The following is a 19,839-nucleotide window of genomic DNA, read 5'->3' as shown; positions in this document are numbered from 1 at the left end:
CGCATGAACGCAGGCGATGGGATCCGCATCACGCTCAGCGAGTTGATCGAGATGCGCCATCGCGTGCGCGAAGTGCAGCTGTTTTCCACCCCAAGCCAGCGCAGCCCGCTGATCGGCCTGCACCACTCCAAACTGCGCGGACGCGGTGTGGACTTCGACCAGGTGCGCGTGTACCAGGCCGGGGACGATGTGCGCACCATCGACTGGCGCGTGACGGCGCGCACCCAGGAGCCGCACACCAAGCTGTTCCATGAAGAGCGCGAGCGGCCCATCTTCATCATGGTAGAGCAAAGCTGCCGGCTGTTTTTCGGCTCCGGGCAAATGTTCAAGTCGGTGCTGGCGGCACAGGCGGCCAGCCTGATCGGCTGGGCCGCGCTGGGCCACAACGACCGCGTGGGCGGGCTGGTGTTCGGCGATAGCGAGCACTACGAAATCAAGCCCCGGCGCAGCAAACAAAGCCTGCTGCAATTGCTCAACCGCCTGGTGCGAGTCAACCAGAGCCTGAACACCGAGAGCCGCCCCGAAGCCGACGCCCTCGGCATGGCCCTGCGCCGTGGCCGCGAAGTGCTGCGCCCCGGCAGCCTGGTGATTGTGATCTGCGATGAACGCGCGCTGACCGAGGGCGCCGAGCAACAACTCAGCCTGCTGTCACGCCACTGCGACCTGTTGCTGCTGCCGATCTCCGACCCGCTGGACCACGCCCTGCCCGCCGCCGGGCTGTTGCGCTTCGCCGAACGCGGCGCCCAGCTGGAACTGGACACACTCAACTTCGACCTGCGCCAGGCCTACAAGGCCCAGGCCGAAGCGCGCATTGCCCGCTGGGAACTGCTCGCGCAGAAACTGCGTGTGCTGTTGATGCCCTTGAGCACCCAGAGCGAAATGGTCGAGCAATTGCGCGAATACCTCAACCCGCAACGCCCGGTTAAAAAACAATGAGCAGCCTGGACCAACTGCAACCGCTGATCGCCCCGCCCGCCATCGGCTTCTGGCCGCCTGCGCCAGGTTGGTGGCTGTTGCTGCTGGTGATTCCGTTGCTCGGTTGGGGCCTGTGGTCCCTGCGCCGTTTCCTGCCGGCCCGCCGCCCCGTGGCTCGCGCCGAACAACCGCTGGACCCGCTGCGCATTGCCGCCCTGGCGGAACTGGCGCTGATGCCCAAACCCTACGACGGCGCGCCTGCCGGCGCCTGGCTGCAACAGCTCAACGGCCTGCTCAAGCGCCTGTGCCGCAACGACTACCCCTACAGCCAGAGCCACACCCTCAACGGCCGCAAATGGCTGGCGTTCCTCGACAACCGCTGCCCTGCCGCCGGCCTCACGCGCTGGATGGTGCTGGTGGAAGGCGCCTACAAACCCGAATGCAAACTCGACGACAAGGCCATCGCCGGCCTGACCCAAGCGGTCGATACCTGGATTCGCAAACATGTTTGAGTTCGCCTGGCCGTGGATCTTTGCCCTGTTGCCATTGCCCTGGTTGATGCGCCTGCTGCTGCCCGCCGCCGACAGTGGTGAGCCCGCATTGAAAGTCAGCTACCTCAGCGACCTCGAAGGCCTGGCCCGTCGCCGCGCCCGCGTCAACCTGCCGGGCTGGCGCCAGCAAGCGCCGTTCGTGGTGCTGTGGTTGCTGCTGTTGACCGCCGCCGCACGCCCGGAATGGCTCGGTGAGCCACTGCCCATCGCCGCCAGTGGCCGCGACCTGCTGGTGGCGGTGGACGTGTCCGGCTCCATGGATTTTCCCGATATGAACTGGCAGGACGAAGACGTGAGTCGCTTGAGCCTGGTCAAGCATCTGCTCGGCGACTTTCTTGAGGGCCGTGAGGGTGATCGCGTCGGCCTGATCCTGTTCGGCAGCCAGGCCTACCTGCAGGCACCGCTGACGTTCGACCGCCGCACCGTGCGCACCTGGCTGGATGAAGCGCGCATCGGCATTGCCGGCAAGAACACTGCGATTGGCGATGCCATCGGCCTGGCCTTGAAACGCCTGCGCCAGCGTCCGGCGCAGAGCCGCGTGCTGATCCTGGTCACTGACGGCGCCAACAATGCCGGGCAGATCGACCCGCTGACCGCTGCGCGCCTGGCGGCCGAAGAAGGCGTGAAGATCTACCCCATCGGCATCGGCGCCGACCCGGAGCAAACGGGTTCCCTGGGCATCCTTGGCGTCAACCCGAGCCTGGACCTCGACGAACCGGCGCTCAAGGCCATCGCCGAAGCCACCCACGGCCAGTACTTCCGAGCACGTGATGGCGAAGAGTTGCAAGCGATCAAGCAAACCCTCGACAAGCTCGAACCTGTCGAACAACAACCCACCCAGGCGCGGCCCGCCCTGGCCTTGTACAGCGCGCCGCTGGCCCTCGCGCTGGTGCTGAGCATGTTGCTGGTGATCCAGGAACGTTGGCCGAACAACGCCCTGCAACGCGTGTTCAATAAGCTGTCGAGCAAGGGGATTTTCCTGCAGCAACACCCGGAATGGCGCCAGCGCCTCAAACGCCTGCGTTTGCGGAGGCGTCGATGATCGACCTGTGGCCGCACTGGTTCCGTCCCTGGTGGTTGTTGCTGTTGCCGTTGCTCGGCTGGCTGCTGTGGCATCTGTGGCACCGGCAAAAGCGCGCCGGGCGCTGGCAAATGATCCTGCCGCCGGCTTTCCACGCGGTATTGCTCAGCGGTGGCAACGGCCGCGAGAGCAAATCGCCGTGGGTGGTGCTGGGCATCGCCTGGCTGTTGGCAGTGCTGGCGTTGCTCGGCCCCAGTTGGCAAAGAGTCGAGCAGTCCAGCCAGAAGCCGTCCGACCCATTGGTGGTGTTGCTGGAACTGACCCCGGAAATGCTCGCCACCGACAGCCCGCCCAACCGCCTGGAGCAGGCGCGGCGCAAGCTGTACGACCTGTTGCAGGCGCGCACCGATGCGCAAACCGCCATTGTCGTCTATGCCGGCAGCGCCCACACGCTGGTGCCGCTGTCGGACGACCTGGCCACCAGCCGCAACCTGCTGGAGGCCTTGCGCCCCTCGATCATGCCCGAACCCGGCCACCGCGCCGACCTGGCCGTCGAGAAGGCCCTGGGCCTGCTCAAACAAGGCGGCCTCGGCCAGGGGCGCCTGTTGCTGATCGGTTCTTCGCTGTCCAAACAGGAGCGCCAGGGCATCCGCCTGTTGCTGCAAAGCGGCCAGGCGCCGAGCTTGTCGATCCTCGGCATCGGCAGCCGCGAGGGCACGCCGGTGACCCAGGAAAGCGGCGAGTTCCTCAAGGACGAACAAGGCGCGATCCTGGTGCCGCGCCTGGACAGCCCGACCCTCAAGGCCTTCGCCAGCGAAATGGGTGGCCGCTACCGCGCTGCGCGGCTGGACGACAAGGACCTGCGCCAGCTCGGCGTGCTCGACCCACCGCAAACCCTGCGCAACGACGGCCAGTTGCTGCACCTCGACACCTGGGCCGACCAGGGCTACTGGCTGCTCCTGCCGCTGTTGCTACTGGCCGCCTGCGCCGGTCGGCGCGGCTGGTTGTTCTGCCTGCCGTTGCTGCTGTTGATTGCACCGCAACCCAGCTACGCCTTCGGCCTGCAAGACCTGTGGCTGCGTCCCGACCAGCAGGGCCAATATCTGCTGAAGAAAAAACGCCCGGCCGAAGCCGCCGAACACTTCCAGGACCCGCAGTGGAAGGGCGTGGCGCTTTACGAGGCCGGCAACTATGCCGAGGCCATCAAGCTGTTTGCCGAAGGCAATGACGCCTACTCCCACTACAATCGGGGCAATGCGCTGGCAAAATCCGGGGAACTGGAAGCCGCTATCGACGCCTACGAGCAAGCCCTCGAAGCCCAGCCCGACCTGCAACCGGCGCTGAAAAACAAAGCGCTGGTAGAAACCCTTATGCAGGAACAGGCCCAGCCGGAGCCGTCTCCTGCGGCAAAAAACGAGGATGACGAAACCACCCAACCCGGCCAAACTGCGCAACCGGGCGCCACCGGGCAAAACGCCACAGGCGGCGAACAGTCATCCCAGGGCCAGGGTCAAGCCGGCACTGGCGACACCGACCCCGGCAACACGCCGCAAACCGTGGGTAATGAAGTACCGGGCAGCGAACTGGGCGACGAACAGACCACCACCCCACCGCTGCGGCCTAGCGAGGCCAGCTTCGACGGTGAACATCGCCAGGCCCTGGAGCAATGGCTGCAGGAGATCCCGGACAACCCCGGCGAACTGCTGCGCCGCAAATTCTGGTACGAACAGCAACAACATCAGGACAAGACTCGATGAGCCGCCGCACCACCCTACTGCTTCTGCTCGCCTTGTCGGCTGGCCACGCCCAGGCGGCGAGCCTGGTCGCCAGCGTCGACCGCAGCCGCGTCAACTCCGGGGAAACGGTGGAACTGACGGTGGAGTCCAGCGACGTCACTCAGTTCGGCAAACCCGACCTGTCGCCGCTGGATGCGCAGTTCGAAGTCAGCGGCACGCGGCAGATCAACCAACTCACCACGCTGGGCGGCGACAACCACGCAACCACGCGCTGGATCATCACCCTGCTGCCCAGGGAAAACGGCACGGTGGTCATCCCGCCCCTGCAAGTGGGCGAACACAAGACCCAGGCGATCAGCCTGCAAGTGGTGGAGACCGCCAGCCAGAACACCGCTGCCGAGCTGGCGCCGGTATTTATCGAGGCCAACCTCGACCAGACCAGCGTCTATGTCCAGGCGCAGGCACTGTTGACCGTGCGCGTCTACCACTCGGTGTCGCTGTATGACGACAGCAGCCTCACGCCGTTGCAGATTGCCGATGCGCGTGTGGAGCAGTTGGGCGAGTCGCGCACCTATGAAAAGGTCATCAACAGCATCCGCCACGGCGTGATCGAGACCCGCTACGCGATCTACCCGCAGCACAGCGGCACGTTGGCGATCCCGACGCAGACCTTCAGCGCGACCCTGGTGGAATCGCGCCCGCCCCAGGAAAACACCCTGCAAGGCACCAAGCCGGGCAAGTTGATCCACGTGAGTTCCGCAGAGCTGCCGCTGGTGGTCAAACCCAAACCGGCGCTGTATCCCGCCGATACGCCGTGGTTGCCGGCACGCAGCCTGACCTTGAGCGAACGCTGGAACCCGGAGCCCGAGCATGTGCAGGTCGGCGACTCCCTGACCCGCAGCCTTACGGTCAAGGCCGAGGGCCTTTCCAGCGCACAACTGCCGGCGCTGCCCAGCACCGAAATCAACGGCCTGCGCCGTTACCCGGATCAGCCGGCGCTCGGCAACCAGACCAGCGACCATGGCCTGATCGGCAGCCGCGAAGACCGCGAGGCCCTGGTGCCCACTCGCGCCGGCAACCTGGAACTGCCCGCCGTGGACGTGGTGTGGTGGAACACCCACGAAGACCACCTCGAACGCACCAGCCTGCCGGCGCGCACCTTGCAGGTCGCCATCAACCCGAGCCTGGCCGTGGATACCCCCGCTACGCCGACGGTGATCACCGCACCGGACGATGAACGCCTGTGGCTGTGGCAACTGAGTACGCTGATCCTGGCCTGCACCACCCTGCTGGGCTTTGGCCTGTGGTGGCGTGCACGTCGGCAACCGGCCGTGCAGCGCGCCGCACAGACCGGCCCGAGCCCGCGCACCCTGCTCGATGACCTTAAACGCGCCACCCAGGCCAACGACCCCCAAGCCACCCGACAGGCCCTTGACGCCTGGGCGCGGCAACAGCCGGAAACCCTGGCGGATATGGCGGCGCGGTTTGTGCCGCTGTCGGACGCGTTGGACGGCTTGAATGGTGCACTGTACAGCGAGAGCGGGCATTTCTGGTTGGGTGAAGACCTGTGGCGTGCGGTGAAGGCGATTCCGATAGCTGAGCGCGAACCGGACCCGGCGGCGGATACCACCAGCCTGCCGCCGCTGTATCCCAAGTAGCCAAGGTCACTACTCAAGATAGGACAGGCGACGCCGATAAAGCGATGTAGCTTTCGATTAATGGAGTTTTTAAAATGGCCATTACGTTGAATGTTTCCTATCCGCCATTAAGTAAGCAAACAGACGCTTATACCATCAAAAATCCGCAGCAAGTCACGAATGCATTCACCATTACCGAAGCCTCCGAGGCGGCGGATACATTGAAGCTTGGCGATCAGGAGAAGATCAGTCAGCTTAAGGAGTTTTTGAAAGATTATGATATGACGTCAATCAGTACGGATGAGCTTAAGAAAGTCGGCAGAAGGCTCTACGACGACGGAATGATCAGCCAACGCGCTTTTGGGATGTTCATTTCGGGAGATGGTGCATCGGATGCCAATGGTCGCCAAACTAACACCCACGTAAAATTTAATGCCATCGCGCTATTCAACGAGAAACTGGAAGATACGCGGGCTTTTTTCAAAAGTGAACCAATGGTTGCAATGCAAGACGGTGCCATGGACCACTTGCAAGGGATGGTCAGCGCAAATCAAGCTGTTGGTGCATTGGCGTACTTTATCAAGTCCACTAGTAATGATTTATCAATAAATGAGTACGCTTGACTTTGACGTATGAGTCAAGGCGCGCCAGGTTCAACCTGACGCGCCGCCTGCCCGTCTAGCGCCCGTATCTTACCGTACCTGAATAGGATTTAGACGCACTGGTTTCGTTCTTCAGCCGTACTCGATAGGTACCGAATGGCCCCACGTAAGACGCGTTAGTGCCGATACTGAATGACACTCTGCTCCAGGAAGAGCCTACTTCACGCTCAATAAAAATCGCCGGAGCACTTCCCGCTCCTCCCGCTGAAACCGTTGCATCGATATTCGCGGCAGAACAGCCATTGGCACCGGTTATTTTAAATGGACCATATACCGTGATCTCATCATTGGGCTGCATTATCCCGGTATAACTATCAGCAATATTCAAACACAACGCAGAAGCCTGAAAGGAAACAAACATCAATACAGCAAGCGGCAATGCAATAAGGCTTTTCATAATAGCCTCCATCATTATTAAGAAAACACAAAAGCGCATCACACGAGGAGCGCGTTACTTGACCACTCCACGCTTGCCAGACTGCATGAATTTTTTATCAAAGTAAGCCAGCCGCTTCCTAAATCCTGGAAGGAAAGTCCTGTCATTTTTTAGTGCAGGAATAAGTAAGGCGTTTCCTAATCCTGCCGCCCACTTATGGGATCGGCATTTAATAACATTTTACTTTGCGTTTTTTCAGAGAAATATTCTAACCCTTGGCACGTAGCGGGCTTGCTCGCGAAGGCGATGTGTCAGATAGAAATGCACTGACTGACCCACCGCCATCGGGAACAAGCCCCCTCCCACATTGAATCTGTATCGCCTGGGGCAGCAGGGTCGCATTACAGGTAAACTCCCCTCCTTTTCATCTATTCCACGGAGTTCGCCTTGCGTCTGTTTCACACCTCCGACTGGCACCTGGGTCAAAACCTCCACGGCCAGGAACGCGACTTCGAACACGCCTGTTTCCTCGAATGGCTGCTGGGCCAGCTCAAGACCCATCAGCCGGACGCTCTGCTCATCGCCGGCGATATCTTCGACACGGTCAACCCGCCGCTCAAGGCCCAGGAGCGGCTGTATGACTTCATCATCAGCGCACACGAACAAAACCCCAAGCTGACCATCGTGATGATCGCCGGCAACCACGACTCCGGCTCACGTATCGAGCTGCCGGCACCGTTGATGCGCCGCCTGCACACCCATGCCCTGGGCCGCGTGCTGTGGCTGGACGATGGCCAGCTCGACGCCGAACGGCTGCTGATCCCGCTGCCCGACGCCAAAGGCAAGGTTGCCGCGTGGTGCCTGGCGCTGCCCTTTTTGCGCCCGGCGGAAGTCACCGGCGCGCACCTGGGTGACGACTACCTGCGGGGTATCGGCCAGGTGCATGAATGGCTGATCGCCGCGGCCAATGCCAAGCGCAAAAAAGGCCAGGCGCTGATTGCCATCAGCCATGCGCACATGGCCGGTGGTTCGGTGTCGGAAGACTCCGAGCGCAGCCTGATCATCGGCAATGCCGAGGCGCTGCCGGCCAGCCTGTTCGATAAAAGTGTCGGCTATGTTGCCCTCGGCCATTTGCACAAGCCGCAAAAGGTCAATGGCGAAGAACGTATTCGCTACAGTGGCTCGCCGATCCCACTGTCGTTTTCCGAAATCGGCTACAAGCACCAGATCCTCGATGTGGTGTTCCAGGGCCAATGCCTGGTGAGCGTCGAACCCATCCTGATCCCGCGTTCGGTCGACCTGCAACGTCTGGAAGCCGCGCCCCTGGCGGATATCCTCAAGGCCCTGGCCGAGTTGCCGGACATCGACCTGCTGGCTGAAACCCAACGCCACCCCTGGCTCGAAGTGCGCGTCCTGCTCGACGAACCGCAGCCCGACCTGCGTCAGCAAATCGAAGCCGCGCTGCAAGGCAAGGCTGTGCGCCTGGTGCGCATCGCTGCCGAGTACGCTGGCAAGGGCCCGCGTGAGGACGAAGGCGACGACCGCCTGATCGAACTCGACCAGCTCACGCCTCAGGAATTGTTCAGCCGCGCCTGGCAGGACAGCTACGGCAGCGAGGTGGATGAACAGACCTTGAAGGACTTCGCCGTGTTGCTCCAGGAAGTGCAGCAAGAGGAGGAACAGCCATGAAGATCCTCGCCATCCGCCTGAAAAACCTCGCGTCCCTGGCCGGCCCGTTCGAGATCGACTTCACCGCCGAGCCCCTGGCCAGCGCCGGGTTGTTCGCAATCACCGGGCCGACCGGCGCCGGTAAAAGCACCTTGCTCGATGCCTTGTGCCTGGCGTTGTTTGGCGCCGTGCCACGCCTGGGTGATACCGGCCAGGCGAAGATGCCGGATGCCGACAGCGACATCTCCATCGGTGACCCACGTACCCTGCTGCGCCGCGGCACCGGTGGCGGTTATGCCGAGGTGGATTTTGTCGGCGTCAGTGGCCGCCGCTACCGCGCGCGCTGGGAAGCCAACCGCGCGCGCGACAAGGCCAGCGGCAAGTTGCAGAACAGCCGCCAGAGCCTGATCGACCTGGACAGCGACCAACTGCTGGCCAGCCAGAAAACCGAATACAAGACCCAGCTGGAATTGGCCCTGGGCCTGAACTTCGAACAGTTCACCCGCGCCGTGTTGCTGGCGCAGAGCGAGTTCAGTGCGTTCCTCAAGGCCAACGACAACGAGCGCAGCGAACTGCTGGAAAAGCTCACCGACACGGCCCTGTACACCCAGCTGGGCCGGCGTGCCTTCGACAAGGCCAAAGAGGCCCGGGACGCGCACAAACAGTTGCAGGACCAGGCCACCGGCGTGGTGCCCCTGGCCCCTGAAGCCCGTGCCGAGCTCGATCAGCAATTCGATGCCGCGCAGCAGCAACTCAAGGTCCATCAAGCCCAACTCAAGCAGCTGGAGCTTCAGCACACCTGGCTCAAGGAACTGCGCGAATGGCAGGAACGTCAACTGGCCGCCACCGAACAGCTGCAGCAGGCGCAGGCCGACTGGAATAACCAGGACGCGCAACGCCAGGACCTCGGCCGCCTGGAACAGTTGGCGCCGCAGCGTCATCTGTTCGTGCGCCAGGCGGAACTCGGCACACAGCTGGCGCCGTTGGCGGCGCAGATTCAGTCCCATACGCGGCAACAAGCCGAATTGCAGGCCCGCCAGGACCAGGCCCGACAGCAACTGGCCAGCGCGCAAACCGCCTTGGCGCAAGCCCTGAAAAACCAGGCGGATGCCGCGCCTTTGCTGCGCCAGGCGTTCGACGAACACAGCACCCTCACCCACTTGACCAAAGAGCTGGCCAAGCGCACCGAGGACAAACAGCAACACGCAAGCGCCTGCACCGAAGGCCAGGCCCGGCTCACCGGCCTGCTGGAAAAACAGAGCGAAGTCGCGGAGCGCCTGCAACGCCTGGCCAACGAGCTTGAGCGCAGCGCCGCCCTCGCGCCCTTGAGTGATGCGTGGACCGCCTACCGCGACCGCCTGCAACAACTGATGCTGATCGGTAACCGCCTGAATAAAGGCCAGGCCGAACTGCCGCAATTGGAGCAACGTGCAACCCGCGCCGCCGAACAGTTCACCCAGCAACGCGAAGCCCTGGACTTGCTGTACCAGGAGGCCGGTGCCGAGCCTCACGCCGTGGCCGAGCAAATCCAATTGCTGGCCAGCCTGCTGCAAGACAATCGCAAACAGCAGCGTGCCTTCGAAGACCTGACGCGCCTGTGGGACCACCAGCAACAGCTGGATCAGCAAGCCGCTGGCCTGACGCAAAAGCTCACCGTGGCCCAACAGCAACGCGAGCAGTTGAACCAGACCGGCTTGCAGACCAAGGCCGAGCTGACGGTGGCCGAACAAACGCTGAACGTGACCAGACAACTGCTGGAACGCCAGCGCCTGGCCCGCAGTGCCAGCGTCGAGGAGTTGCGCGAGCAGCTGCAGGACGATCAGCCCTGCCCGGTGTGCGGCAGCCACGAACACCCGTACCACCAGCCCGAAGCCCTGCTGCAAAGCCTCGGTCGTCATGACGAAAACGAAGAAGCCAGCGCGCAGAAAGCGGTGGACACCCTCAAGGAAAAACTCACGGAGTTGCGTGGCGAAGTGGGCGGTTTGATCGCCCAGCAAAAGGAATACCTGCAACAGCAGGAACACCTGGCGACGCAACAGCAAGCGCTGAAACCGAGCCTGGAGGCACACCCGCTGTCCGCGTCGCTGTTCAATCAGGAACCGGCCAAGCGCAGCGCCTGGCTTGAGCAGCAACTGGGCCAGTTGACCCAAAGCATCACCCAGGACGAACAGCGCCAAGGCGCCCTGCTCAACCTGCAACAAAACGCCGGGCGCCTGCAGCAACAACTGCAAGCCGCCCAGGAAGCAAGCCAGCAGGCCCGTCAATTGCTGGTGGACCAGCAGCGCGAGTTGGCCAGCGACCGCGAACGCCTTGAGCAGGAACTGAGTGCCTTCACCAGCCTGCTGCCCGCAGACACCCTGGCAGGTCTGCGCGCCGAGCCCGCAGCCACCTTTATGCAGCTGGACCAGCAGGTCAGCCAGCGCCTGGAACAGCTGGGCCATCAGCGCGACGAATTGGCCGAGCAACAAGAGCGTCAACAGGCGATCGAGAAGGAACAGACCCACCAGCAGCATCGCCAACAGCAACTCGACGCCCTGCTCCAGCAAGTCACCGAACTGGCGACCCAACAGCAAGCGGCTCAGGAAAAACTCAACGCGTTGCTCGGTGAACACACCAGCGCCGAGCAGTGGCAGCAACAGTTGGAACACGCCGTGACACAGTCACGCCAGAGCGAAACCGACGCCAACCAACAACTGCAGGACATCCACAACGCCCTGATCCAACTGGCCGCCGACCTCAAGGCCCAGCAGGAACGCGAGCAGGCATTGCAGGCCGAACAGCACAGCCTCGACACGCGCCTGCACGACTGGCGCGCGCTGCACCCGGAACTCGACGACGCCGGCCTCGACCGTTTGCTGGCCTACGACGACGCCCAGGTCAGCCACTTGCGCCAGCAGTTGCAACACAGCGAGAAAGCCGTCGAACAGGCCAGGGTCCTGCTGCAAGAACGTGAGCAACGCCTCGCCGAACACCAAGCCCAGCACAATGGCAACTTCGAAGCCGATGAACAGGACACCGCCCTGGCCACGCTCAACCAACAGTTGGCCGAGGCCGAGAAACACTGCGCCGAACTGCGCGCGCGCCAGTCCGAAGACCAGCGCCGCCAGGACGCCAACCAGGCGTTTGCCGAACAGATCGCCAAGGCGTATGACGAATGGCAACGCTGGGCGCGCCTGAACGCACTGATCGGCTCGGCTACCGGTGACACCTTCCGCAAGATCGCCCAGGCCTACAACCTCGACCTGCTGGTGCACCACGCCAACGTGCAATTGCGCCAACTGGTGCGCCGCTATCGCCTCAAGCGCGGCGGCAGCATGTTGGGGCTACTGGTGATGGACACGGAAATGGGCGACGAACTGCGCTCGGTGCACTCGTTGTCCGGCGGCGAAACCTTCCTGGTGTCACTGGCGTTGGCCTTGGGCCTGGCGTCGATGGCATCCAGCACCTTGAAGATCGAGTCGCTGTTTATCGATGAAGGCTTCGGCAGCCTGGACCCGGAATCGCTGCAACTGGCGATGGACGCGCTGGACGGTTTGCAGGCCCAGGGGCGCAAGGTGGCGGTGATTTCCCACGTGCAGGAAATGCACGAACGCATCCCGGTCCAAATCCAGGTCAAGCGCCAGGGTAATGGTTTGAGCACGCTGGAGGTGAAGTGAGCGAGGTGCTGCTGTATTCGTTCCGGCGTTGCCCGTATGCGATGCGGGCACGCCTGGCCTTGCGTTATTCAGGCGTACCCGTACAGATCATCGAGGTCAGCCTCAAGGCCAAGCCGGCCGAGATGCTGGCACTGTCGCCCAAGGGTACGGTGCCGGTACTGAGCGTTGACGGACGCGTGATTGAAGAGAGCCTGGAGATCATGCAATGGGCCCTGGCCCAGCACGACCCGGATGATTGGCTGCTGCAGGGTGACCCGGCGGTATTGGCACTGATTGCCGAGAACGACCAGGGTTTCAAGTATCACTTGGATCGATACAAGTACGCCGACCGCTACCCGGAATACCCGATGGAACATTATCGGGCCGAGGGCGAGGTGTTCTTGCAGAAGCTGGAAGGCCTGCTGGGGGAACGCGCCTACTTGCTGGCAGAGCATCCGAGCCTGGCGGACATGGCCCTGGCGCCGTTTGTACGCCAGTTTGCCCATGTGGATCGGGAGTGGTTCGCCGGGACGCCGTATCAACGGTTACAAGCCTGGCTTCAGCGCGTCCTTACTTCACCGCTATTTATCGCCGTGATGACAAAACCCTGAGGCCGGCACAATCAAATGTGGGAGGGGGCTTGCCCCCGATGACGGTGGATCAGTCAGCTAATCTGTAGCTGACCCACTGCTATCGGGGGCAAGCCCCCTCCCACATTTGATCTCAGTGACCTACCGCTTAGTGCTGGGTCTTGTGATCCAGTGCGGCGTAGAAGTTGGCGCTCTGTTGCAGGTATTTCTGGGTGTAGGCGCTGGTGCTGGATTTTTTGCCGGTGACTTCCACGCTGGCTGCGGCAGGCAGGGCAACAGTGGCGGAAACAGCGGAAGCGGCGATGATGGAGAAGAGATTCAGATTCATGTCGGTAACCCTTGTGTTCGTTTGGTTGAGTGGCCGGGGAAGGCCTTGGAACCCAACTTACGCCCGAGGGCTGAACCTTAGAAATGCTTTGAAACAGTAGCCGCTATTAACAGAATTAATAGAAAGGGTCAGGCCCCGCACGGCGGGGCCTGTGGCTTATTGACGCACCAGGAACTTGAGGTCGCTGGGGGCATCGATCGGCAATTTCTGCACGGTTTTACCCAGCAGGCCGGTTTTGGGGTCGCGTTCGACCACGACGATTTCGTTGCTTTTCTGATTGGCGATCAGCAGGAACCGACCGCTGGGGTCCAGGCTGAATTCGCGCGGGTGGTCACCGTCCACCGAGCGACGTTGCAATTCCTTGAGGTGCGCGGTGGCCGGATCGATGCTGAACACCAGCAACTGGTTGGCCGTGCCACGGTTGCTCACGTAGAGGAATTTGCCGTCACTGGAGGCGTGCAGCGCGGCACCGGCCTTGTCGGACACCGGTTGGCCGGCGGCGAAGTCCACCAGTTGCGTCTGGGTCAACTGGCCATCCTTGTAGTCGAACACTGCCACCTGCGCACTCATCTCAGTGGTCAGCCAGGCGTGCTTGCCATCGGCGCTGAACAACAAGTGACGCGGGCCGCTGCCTGGCGGCAGTTGCACCGAGGCCGGATTGGCCGGGGTCAATGGCAGCTCATGGTTGGCCTTGGGATCGTAGCGGTAGGCAAACAGCTTGTCCGCCCCCAGGTCCTGTACAAACACGTACTTGCCATCCGGCGACGACACCACCGAGTGCACATGGTTGGACGCCTGGCGCTCAGGGTTCACGCGGCTGGCCGGGTGCCCGCTCAGTTGCACCGGAGGCGACAGCTTGCCCGTGGCATCGACTGGCAGCACCGCCAGGCTGCCGCCCGGGTCTTCCACGACCGAATAGTTGGCGACGAACAGATAGCGCCCATCGGCGGCCACACTGGAATGGGTCGGCTCGTTGCCCAGGCTCTGCACCTGGTTGATCAGGGTCAATTGGCGAGTCTGCGGATCGATGCTGTAGCTGCTGACGCGCCCGACCGGGTCCTTCTGGCCGGGGCCGTTCTCGTTGACCACGAACAGGTGCTTCTGGTCCTTGGAGATTGTCAGCCAGGACGGGTTGGCCGCTTTGGCCGCGAGCACCGGTTTACCGCTGAACTGGCCTGTGCGGCTGTCAAATTGCAGGCGGTAGATCCCTTCACTGCTGCCGGCGGTGTAGCTGCCCACCAACAGTTCATAGGTATCGGCCGGCGCGGCTTGCACCGACATCGCTCCCACGCTGCCGGCCATCAGCAGCGGCCAGAATTTACGCATCATCATCCGCTTCATCCTCGTCGTTATTGTTGCCGGTGAAGGCGCTCATGCAGATCAGGCGGTGCTCGCCCGAATCACCGGTAAGGGTCCAGCTTTGCAAGGTGCCATCGAACGTCGCGGCGTTGACCTGTTCCAGGCTGAAACGCCAGCGTTTTTCTGCTCGGCCGTCCATGGCGGTGATCAGCAGTTTTTCGTTATCGAGTTCAAAATCAAAGGCATGCAGCCCATCGATTTCAAGCATGTCGCTGGTTTCAAGGACGGCAGGCAAATTCTCAGTCATCACAGTCTTTCATCAGGTTCAAAGCGCTAATCATAGGCCAGTTTGCCGCCAGGGCCTAAAACCATAGCGGGCTACCGCATGGCGACAACGCTAGGCATTACCTTGCAAGGACGCACTCTTATCCGACGTAAAGGAACCCACATGCCCGTACAGCCCCCCGCCCCAGTGGCGGACCCCACACGACAAGCGGTTGCTGCGCAATTTCTCGGGCGCCCCACTTTGCGTACCGTCACCGCGCAAATGCTGGGCACCCACCTGGTGGAGAAGTACCCACCGCTGACGCTGCCCGTCGCCGACCTTCGGCTGGCCGTACCCCGTGACGGCGGTGGCCGCGCCCTGCTGCCGTTGCTGGACGTTGCGCTTGACCATATCGCCGACGGCAGTTTCCCCGATCTGACGGCACGCCAGAACCTGGATTGCTACCTGAGCGATGCCACTGGCACCCGGCTTGGCTCTCACGAGAACGGAGAGCGCCGCGACTTCGACCTGCGGGTTATCGAAGCCCTCATCCGGGAGCTGCCACGGGTGCTGTTCATCGGTTTTCAAGAAGCCTTGGCTGCTTACTGGGGACAGGACAGCGACGCAGGGAGCGTTCGCTGGAAGTGGCTGGCCGATGTGCTGCAAGGTGTGTTGCTCGAAGTCGCCACACGCCAGACCGGCCTCACTGCCCAGCACATTGAAATACTCAGCGCGTTGAACCGTTATCCCGACCGGGCATCGCGCGCGCTCAGCCCCGCCCCCGCCAACGAGGTCCACGCCTACACCTTGGAAACCCACTTGCAACGCGCCGGCAAGCGGCTGACCGTACAAGGCACCGAGATCCTGGTGGTGCGCGGCAAGCAAGCACTGCTTTTTCGCCTCAACGGTGAGATCCAGACCTACCCCGACCTGGAAACCTTCGGCCAGGCGTGGGGCGAGCAGTTGCAACAGCGCTTCATGGCCGAGCGCATCACTTGGCAGCAGTACGAACCCGATGGCAATATTTTCGAAGTGCAAGCGGCGCTCATCCTGAACCAGCAGTTGGACGATCTCGCGACTCTCCAGCTTCCCGCCCAATCCACGCGGCAAGCAGTGGAACGCCTGTTTGCCGTCACCACCGACCCTGCGCAGTGGCTGGCGCCATCAAGCGCCACGTCGCCGGCAACGGTGGCGGCCATCCAGGCCGCCCTGCCGGATCATCTGCAAGCCACCAGCGCCGCCAACCGCCTGGCCTACCGACACACCCTGCTGGAACACGCCAGCCTCAAGCGCCAGACCCTTGGCGACGCCGACTTCGATAGCCTGGAAACACTGCGCGGCTATGCCACCGCGCATGTGAACCACCAGTTGTGCATGGACCGCGCGGTTGCCAAGGGCGGACTGCGCGCCTGCACCCATGAAGCGCTGGCGACCGGCTACGATGCTGGCGATCTGGAACTGACCTTTCATGTGCCGGTGGGTATCCTCGAAGGGGGTTACATCGAACCTGTCGTCATGAACCTGGTCGACCTTGCCCTGAAGAATCTATCGGGCCGCCCCAAAGGCCGCATGACCATACGCCACGTCAAAGGCCGCGCAATCGAAGCCTGGCTGACGCCCGATTACCTCCTTCAACTGGTCCAACGCGTCGACATCGGCAAAAACTACCCCGCTTACCTGCGCCGGGAACTGATGGGGCAGACCGAGGCGGCACGCAAGCGTCAAGGCCTGTTCGAGCAACTGCGCCCCCTGCATCTGAAAACCCAGGCACTGGAGCGTTTGATCAAGAGTGAAGCCGGCCTCACCCAGCGTGGTTTCGAGTGTGTGAAAGCGCTGGTCAACCCGAACCCGCTGGAGCGCCGGGTCAATGGCGAGGATATTGTCATCCGGCCGCTGGCCTTTGTACGCAAGCCAGGCGCCAAGGCGGATGTGGTGCGCAATATGTTCGTCATCGAACCCCGCGACACGCAGTCGGGACCGCACCTGCTGTATCGACCGGCCTATGCCGAGGCGCTGTTGGAATACCCCCATCGCGAACAGTTGCTGGCGGCCATCGTGCAACCCGGCGACCTGCAGGAGAGCGTGCTGACCTGGTTGCCGGACCAGTCCAGGGCGGTCTACAGCAACGGCGGTTTCAACGAGCCTCACTACGTGCGCGTCGGCATGGGCTCGGAGTTCGACCGCCTGCCCAGCGTGCCAAAGCCCGCCGAGCTGGCCGGTGCCGACGACGAAAGCAACGATGAAATAGGCCTGGCGCTGCGCAACGGCAGCCTCATGGAATATCTGTTCGGCAGTGAAACACAGCAACTGGTGGATCAGGCCGAACGGGAGTCGACCTCCAACAGTGAAAGCCGCTGGGCGCTTATCCTCGAAGGCCTGCAACTAGGGTTCAACACTCTGCTGCTGGCTGTACGCGGCCCCATGGCGACAATCGGTTGGCTGATGCAGGCCATGCAAGGCGTAGTGAAGGACCTGCCGGCACTGGAGAGTAACGATCCGACAGCCAGGGAGCTGGCGTGGATTGATCTGCTGCTCAATATCGGCATGGCGATGTTGCATCACGGATCGACCGGCGTGCCGCGCGAAGCGCCCCAGCGTGATGAACAGGCCACGATCCCCTCACCCTTCAAGCACCCACTGCCAGGCCAGCGCTTGATCAGGCCGGCCGTGGTTGAGCGAGGCGCTGTCGGCCTGCCTTCCGAGCCACCGGGGGGTGGTCGCACGCTGTTGGACTTTGATCGCTCCCTGGCCGGTGATGGCGCCTCGGCGATGCTTCTCGAGAGACTGCGGGGCGTCAATGTGCCCTGGCCCACGCCTGTTCCCGAGCCGATCAGTCTCGGGCCCTATCGGGGTTTGTACAAGATCAACGACCAATGGCATGCCTCGGTGGGAGGCCTGCTGTTCAGGGTCAACATCGTGCCGGGTTTCGGTGAAGTCTTTATCATTCACCCGCTCAAACCAGACCACCCGGGCATCAAGCTGAAAACCGACGGCAACGGCCATTGGACGCTGGACCGTGGTCTCAAGTTACTGGGGGGCGGACGCAAGCGGTTGCAGGAGCTGCGCCGTGAAAAACAACTTGAGAACGAACGGTTGACGGATCGCTTGCTCCAGCTCGTTCCGGAGGCGAAGTTCCTGATGGCACCCATTATTCAGACAGGAACCCAACTGGCAGCCGCCCTCCAGGGTCTGGAGAAACAACTCAAGACCCTGCGAATCATCCAGGATCTGCTGCTCAAGGCCTCGCAAACCCAACGTCCAGACCTGGAAGTACGTCAACAGACTGAAATCTCTGAGTACAAACGCCTTCGCAACCAGTTTGATGTATTGCTGCAGCAACTCGAAACTCAACTGGCCCAATCCTCGCCAGTGTACTTGGAGTTGACCACCTTGACCCGTCAGCTGGAGGAAGCCGCCATTGCCGGCCTGCCCCTGATCAATGCGGCAACCATTGTTAAAGAGGTCTGGAACCAGCAGATGTTCCTCCACAAGATGCAATTGAATGCGTTGGAGTTCCATATCGTTACCGAGGCAGGCGAGCCATTGGAGGAATGGCACAAGCGGATGCAACCGCGAATCGTCGCGGGAGACTCGACCCCCATCGACGAAAACCTGCGGATGGCCACGGGCTACATCGACTACCTCGAACACATGGTCGCCCATTCCGCTAGCATGGAAGCTAGCCTCCAGCACCTGGGACAAGCGTCGGCGACAGCGCGCGCGGTACGTCAAGAACTGCTGGCAAGTATTCCAAGCGTTGAATTGTTTTTCTCCGACAACCTCAAGCTCAGTGCGCTGGAACTGCTTACCAGCCTGAGCCAAATACGCTTCGAGATGCCTTCATCACTGTCGGCGTTGCAGCGGTATTACAAGGCGCGTTATCAAGTGTGCGGGCTGGACATAGGCCTGAAATCCCACATTGAGGTACGCAGCAGTACCGAATACCCGTTGGATGAGCAACGCAATGTCTACGAGACAGTTCTCGATAAATACCAGCAAGCCGAGTTCGCCCTGCGGGCCCTCAAGACGTTGAAGCCCGACGCGTTGGGGCCCGAAGCCGAACGTGTGCTCAAGGGCCTCGAATTCGCCAAGGTGTTGGCGCAAAACGAACTGGAGGCGGTGGTCAGAGAACAGGAAGACCTCAAGGTCGAACTGCCACTGTCCAAGACGCTACGTGCCAAGCCTGCGGCAAAGCGCGTGTTCAAGACCCGTAAAAAGGAATACCTGATCGGCGAGCTCAAGCCCGCCGACGCGCAGAACGGCGAGGAACACATCACCATCACCGACACGTTGCTTGGCAAGACCCTGGCTTCGTATAACCAGCACACGGACGGTTGGGCCCCCATCGACGAGGCAACTACCTCGACGCCGGCCCCGCAGCTTCGCTCACTCGCGACCCTCAAGAGTGAAGCCCAGGGATTGATCGAACAACGCCAGGACCTGGAGCAATTGGTCGCGGCGGACCAGGCGAAACTGGACAACCCTCTCACTCGCCAGGATGCCAATCCCGGGGAATGGGACACGCTGCTCAACGCGCAAGCCGAAAAATTTACCCAGCTCGCCAATGAAATCAAACGCGACCATCTCGACGCGCCCACGGCCCAGAACCTGATTGACGAATGCCTGGCGCAAGCCAAGGACATCAATCGCTGGGCACAGCGCATCTGCAGCGACGCCTACAAACGCCAGTGGCCGACAATGGAAGGCGTCGCCTACCTCTGGGACCATCAGCAGATCGATATCAACCTCACGAGCCAGGCCGACCCGCAACGCCCGACCCTCAGTGGAGACTTCTTCACCGAATACGCGGTGTACGACAAGGCGCAAAAACCGCCGGTGGTGTTGTGGTACGCCCATTTCCACTATGCCACTGCCGACGCACCGCCCGATGGCTATACGCGGGCCCATCTGAAATTGCCGGAGCAACGCAAACTCACCCAGAAGGATTTGCTCAAGGCCCATGTGCAGGATTACCTGAGCCGCTTGAAAGACCCCGGCAGCGAACCCGTGACGAAAATCGTCTACGTGCTCATCACTCCACCGCTGGACAACCTGTTCCTCAAGATAGCGCCCAAGCCCAAGGGTGTTCAGGCGTGAACAAGGCCGGCTGACCAGAGGATGGGGTATTAGCGTGGTCGCTATCAAGCATCCGAAAA

The 19,839-nt window shown here is 62.0% G+C and carries 14 protein-coding genes; 10 read left to right on the top strand and 4 right to left on the bottom strand.

Annotated elements, in window-relative coordinates:
* Positions 1-3: 3 nt before the first annotated feature.
* The 6 genes from K5K89_RS14265 (at position 4) to K5K89_RS14240 (ending at position 6,483) form a co-directional block, all read left to right on the top strand.
* Positions 4-936, top strand: coding sequence for a DUF58 domain-containing protein (locus tag K5K89_RS14265; RefSeq protein ID WP_071487949.1), 933 nt, complete (start codon positions 4-6; stop codon positions 934-936).
* On the top strand, positions 933-1,427 hold the full coding sequence (locus tag K5K89_RS14260; RefSeq protein ID WP_058424110.1) for a DUF4381 domain-containing protein: 495 nt from the start codon (positions 933-935) through the stop codon (positions 1,425-1,427). Before K5K89_RS14265 ends, K5K89_RS14260 begins: the two co-directional genes overlap by 4 nt.
* Positions 1,420-2,508 (top strand): vWA domain-containing protein, encoded by a 1,089-nt coding sequence (locus tag K5K89_RS14255; protein ID WP_071487951.1) that lies wholly within the window; start codon positions 1,420-1,422, stop codon positions 2,506-2,508. The genes K5K89_RS14260 and K5K89_RS14255 overlap by 8 nt, the downstream gene beginning before the upstream one ends.
* Entirely contained in the window at positions 2,505-4,244 is a 1,740-nt protein-coding gene (locus K5K89_RS14250) for a tetratricopeptide repeat protein (protein WP_222539573.1), read from the top strand. The genes K5K89_RS14255 and K5K89_RS14250 overlap by 4 nt, the downstream gene beginning before the upstream one ends.
* Positions 4,241-5,881 (top strand): BatD family protein, encoded by a 1,641-nt coding sequence (locus K5K89_RS14245; protein WP_222539572.1) that lies wholly within the window; start codon positions 4,241-4,243, stop codon positions 5,879-5,881. Before K5K89_RS14250 ends, K5K89_RS14245 begins: the two co-directional genes overlap by 4 nt.
* 74 nt (positions 5,882-5,955) lie before the next feature.
* On the top strand, positions 5,956-6,483 hold the full coding sequence (locus tag K5K89_RS14240) for a hypothetical protein (protein ID WP_071487954.1): 528 nt from the start codon (positions 5,956-5,958) through the stop codon (positions 6,481-6,483).
* 55 nt (positions 6,484-6,538) lie between these two features.
* Here K5K89_RS14240 and K5K89_RS14235 read toward each other — a convergent pair whose 3' ends face one another.
* The gene (locus K5K89_RS14235) at positions 6,539-6,919 is read right to left on the bottom strand and encodes a hypothetical protein (protein ID WP_130898140.1); all 381 of its coding nucleotides are present in this window, start codon (positions 6,917-6,919) and stop codon (positions 6,539-6,541) included.
* A 426-nt stretch (positions 6,920-7,345) separates the two neighbouring features.
* On the opposite strand from K5K89_RS14235, the gene K5K89_RS14230 reads away from it, so the two are divergent.
* The 3 genes from K5K89_RS14230 to K5K89_RS14220 are packed head-to-tail and all read left to right on the top strand — an operon-like array spanning position 7,346 to position 12,812.
* The gene (locus K5K89_RS14230) at positions 7,346-8,587 is read left to right on the top strand and encodes an exonuclease SbcCD subunit D C-terminal domain-containing protein (protein ID WP_071487955.1); all 1,242 of its coding nucleotides are present in this window, start codon (positions 7,346-7,348) and stop codon (positions 8,585-8,587) included.
* Positions 8,584-12,222 (top strand): AAA family ATPase, encoded by a 3,639-nt coding sequence (locus K5K89_RS14225; RefSeq protein WP_222539571.1) that lies wholly within the window; start codon positions 8,584-8,586, stop codon positions 12,220-12,222. Before K5K89_RS14230 ends, K5K89_RS14225 begins: the two co-directional genes overlap by 4 nt.
* Positions 12,219-12,812 carry a glutathione S-transferase gene (locus K5K89_RS14220; RefSeq protein ID WP_222539570.1) on the top strand — a complete coding sequence of 198 codons (594 nt, stop codon included), beginning with the start codon at positions 12,219-12,221 and terminating at the stop codon, positions 12,810-12,812. The genes K5K89_RS14225 and K5K89_RS14220 overlap by 4 nt, the downstream gene beginning before the upstream one ends.
* Before the next feature lie 127 nt (positions 12,813-12,939).
* Here K5K89_RS14220 and K5K89_RS14215 read toward each other — a convergent pair whose 3' ends face one another.
* The 3 genes from K5K89_RS14215 to K5K89_RS14205 all read right to left on the bottom strand — a co-directional run bounded on the left by K5K89_RS14215 (position 12,940) and on the right by K5K89_RS14205 (position 14,725).
* Positions 12,940-13,119: a hypothetical protein gene (locus K5K89_RS14215; RefSeq protein ID WP_058424118.1), complete on the bottom strand. Its 180-nt coding sequence runs from the start codon at positions 13,117-13,119 to the stop codon at positions 12,940-12,942.
* A 156-nt stretch (positions 13,120-13,275) separates the two neighbouring features.
* Complete coding sequence (locus K5K89_RS14210) at positions 13,276-14,451, bottom strand: lactonase family protein (protein WP_071487958.1); 1,176 nt, start codon at positions 14,449-14,451, stop codon at positions 13,276-13,278.
* Entirely contained in the window at positions 14,438-14,725 is a 288-nt protein-coding gene (locus K5K89_RS14205) for a DUF5629 family protein (RefSeq protein ID WP_222539569.1), read from the bottom strand. Before K5K89_RS14205 ends, K5K89_RS14210 begins: the two co-directional genes overlap by 14 nt.
* A 141-nt stretch (positions 14,726-14,866) precedes the next feature.
* On the opposite strand from K5K89_RS14205, the gene K5K89_RS14200 reads away from it, so the two are divergent.
* On the top strand, positions 14,867-19,780 hold the full coding sequence (locus K5K89_RS14200; protein ID WP_222541664.1) for a dermonecrotic toxin domain-containing protein: 4,914 nt from the start codon (positions 14,867-14,869) through the stop codon (positions 19,778-19,780).
* Positions 19,781-19,839: the final 59 nt, after the last annotated feature.

The organism is Pseudomonas sp. DR208 (genome assembly GCF_019823005.1).
In the GTDB taxonomy this organism is placed as follows: Bacteria; Pseudomonadota; Gammaproteobacteria; order Pseudomonadales; family Pseudomonadaceae; genus Aquipseudomonas; species Aquipseudomonas extremorientalis.
The sequence above is the reverse complement of the archived record's forward strand: the minus strand, read 5'-3'. Positions and strand labels throughout refer to the sequence as shown.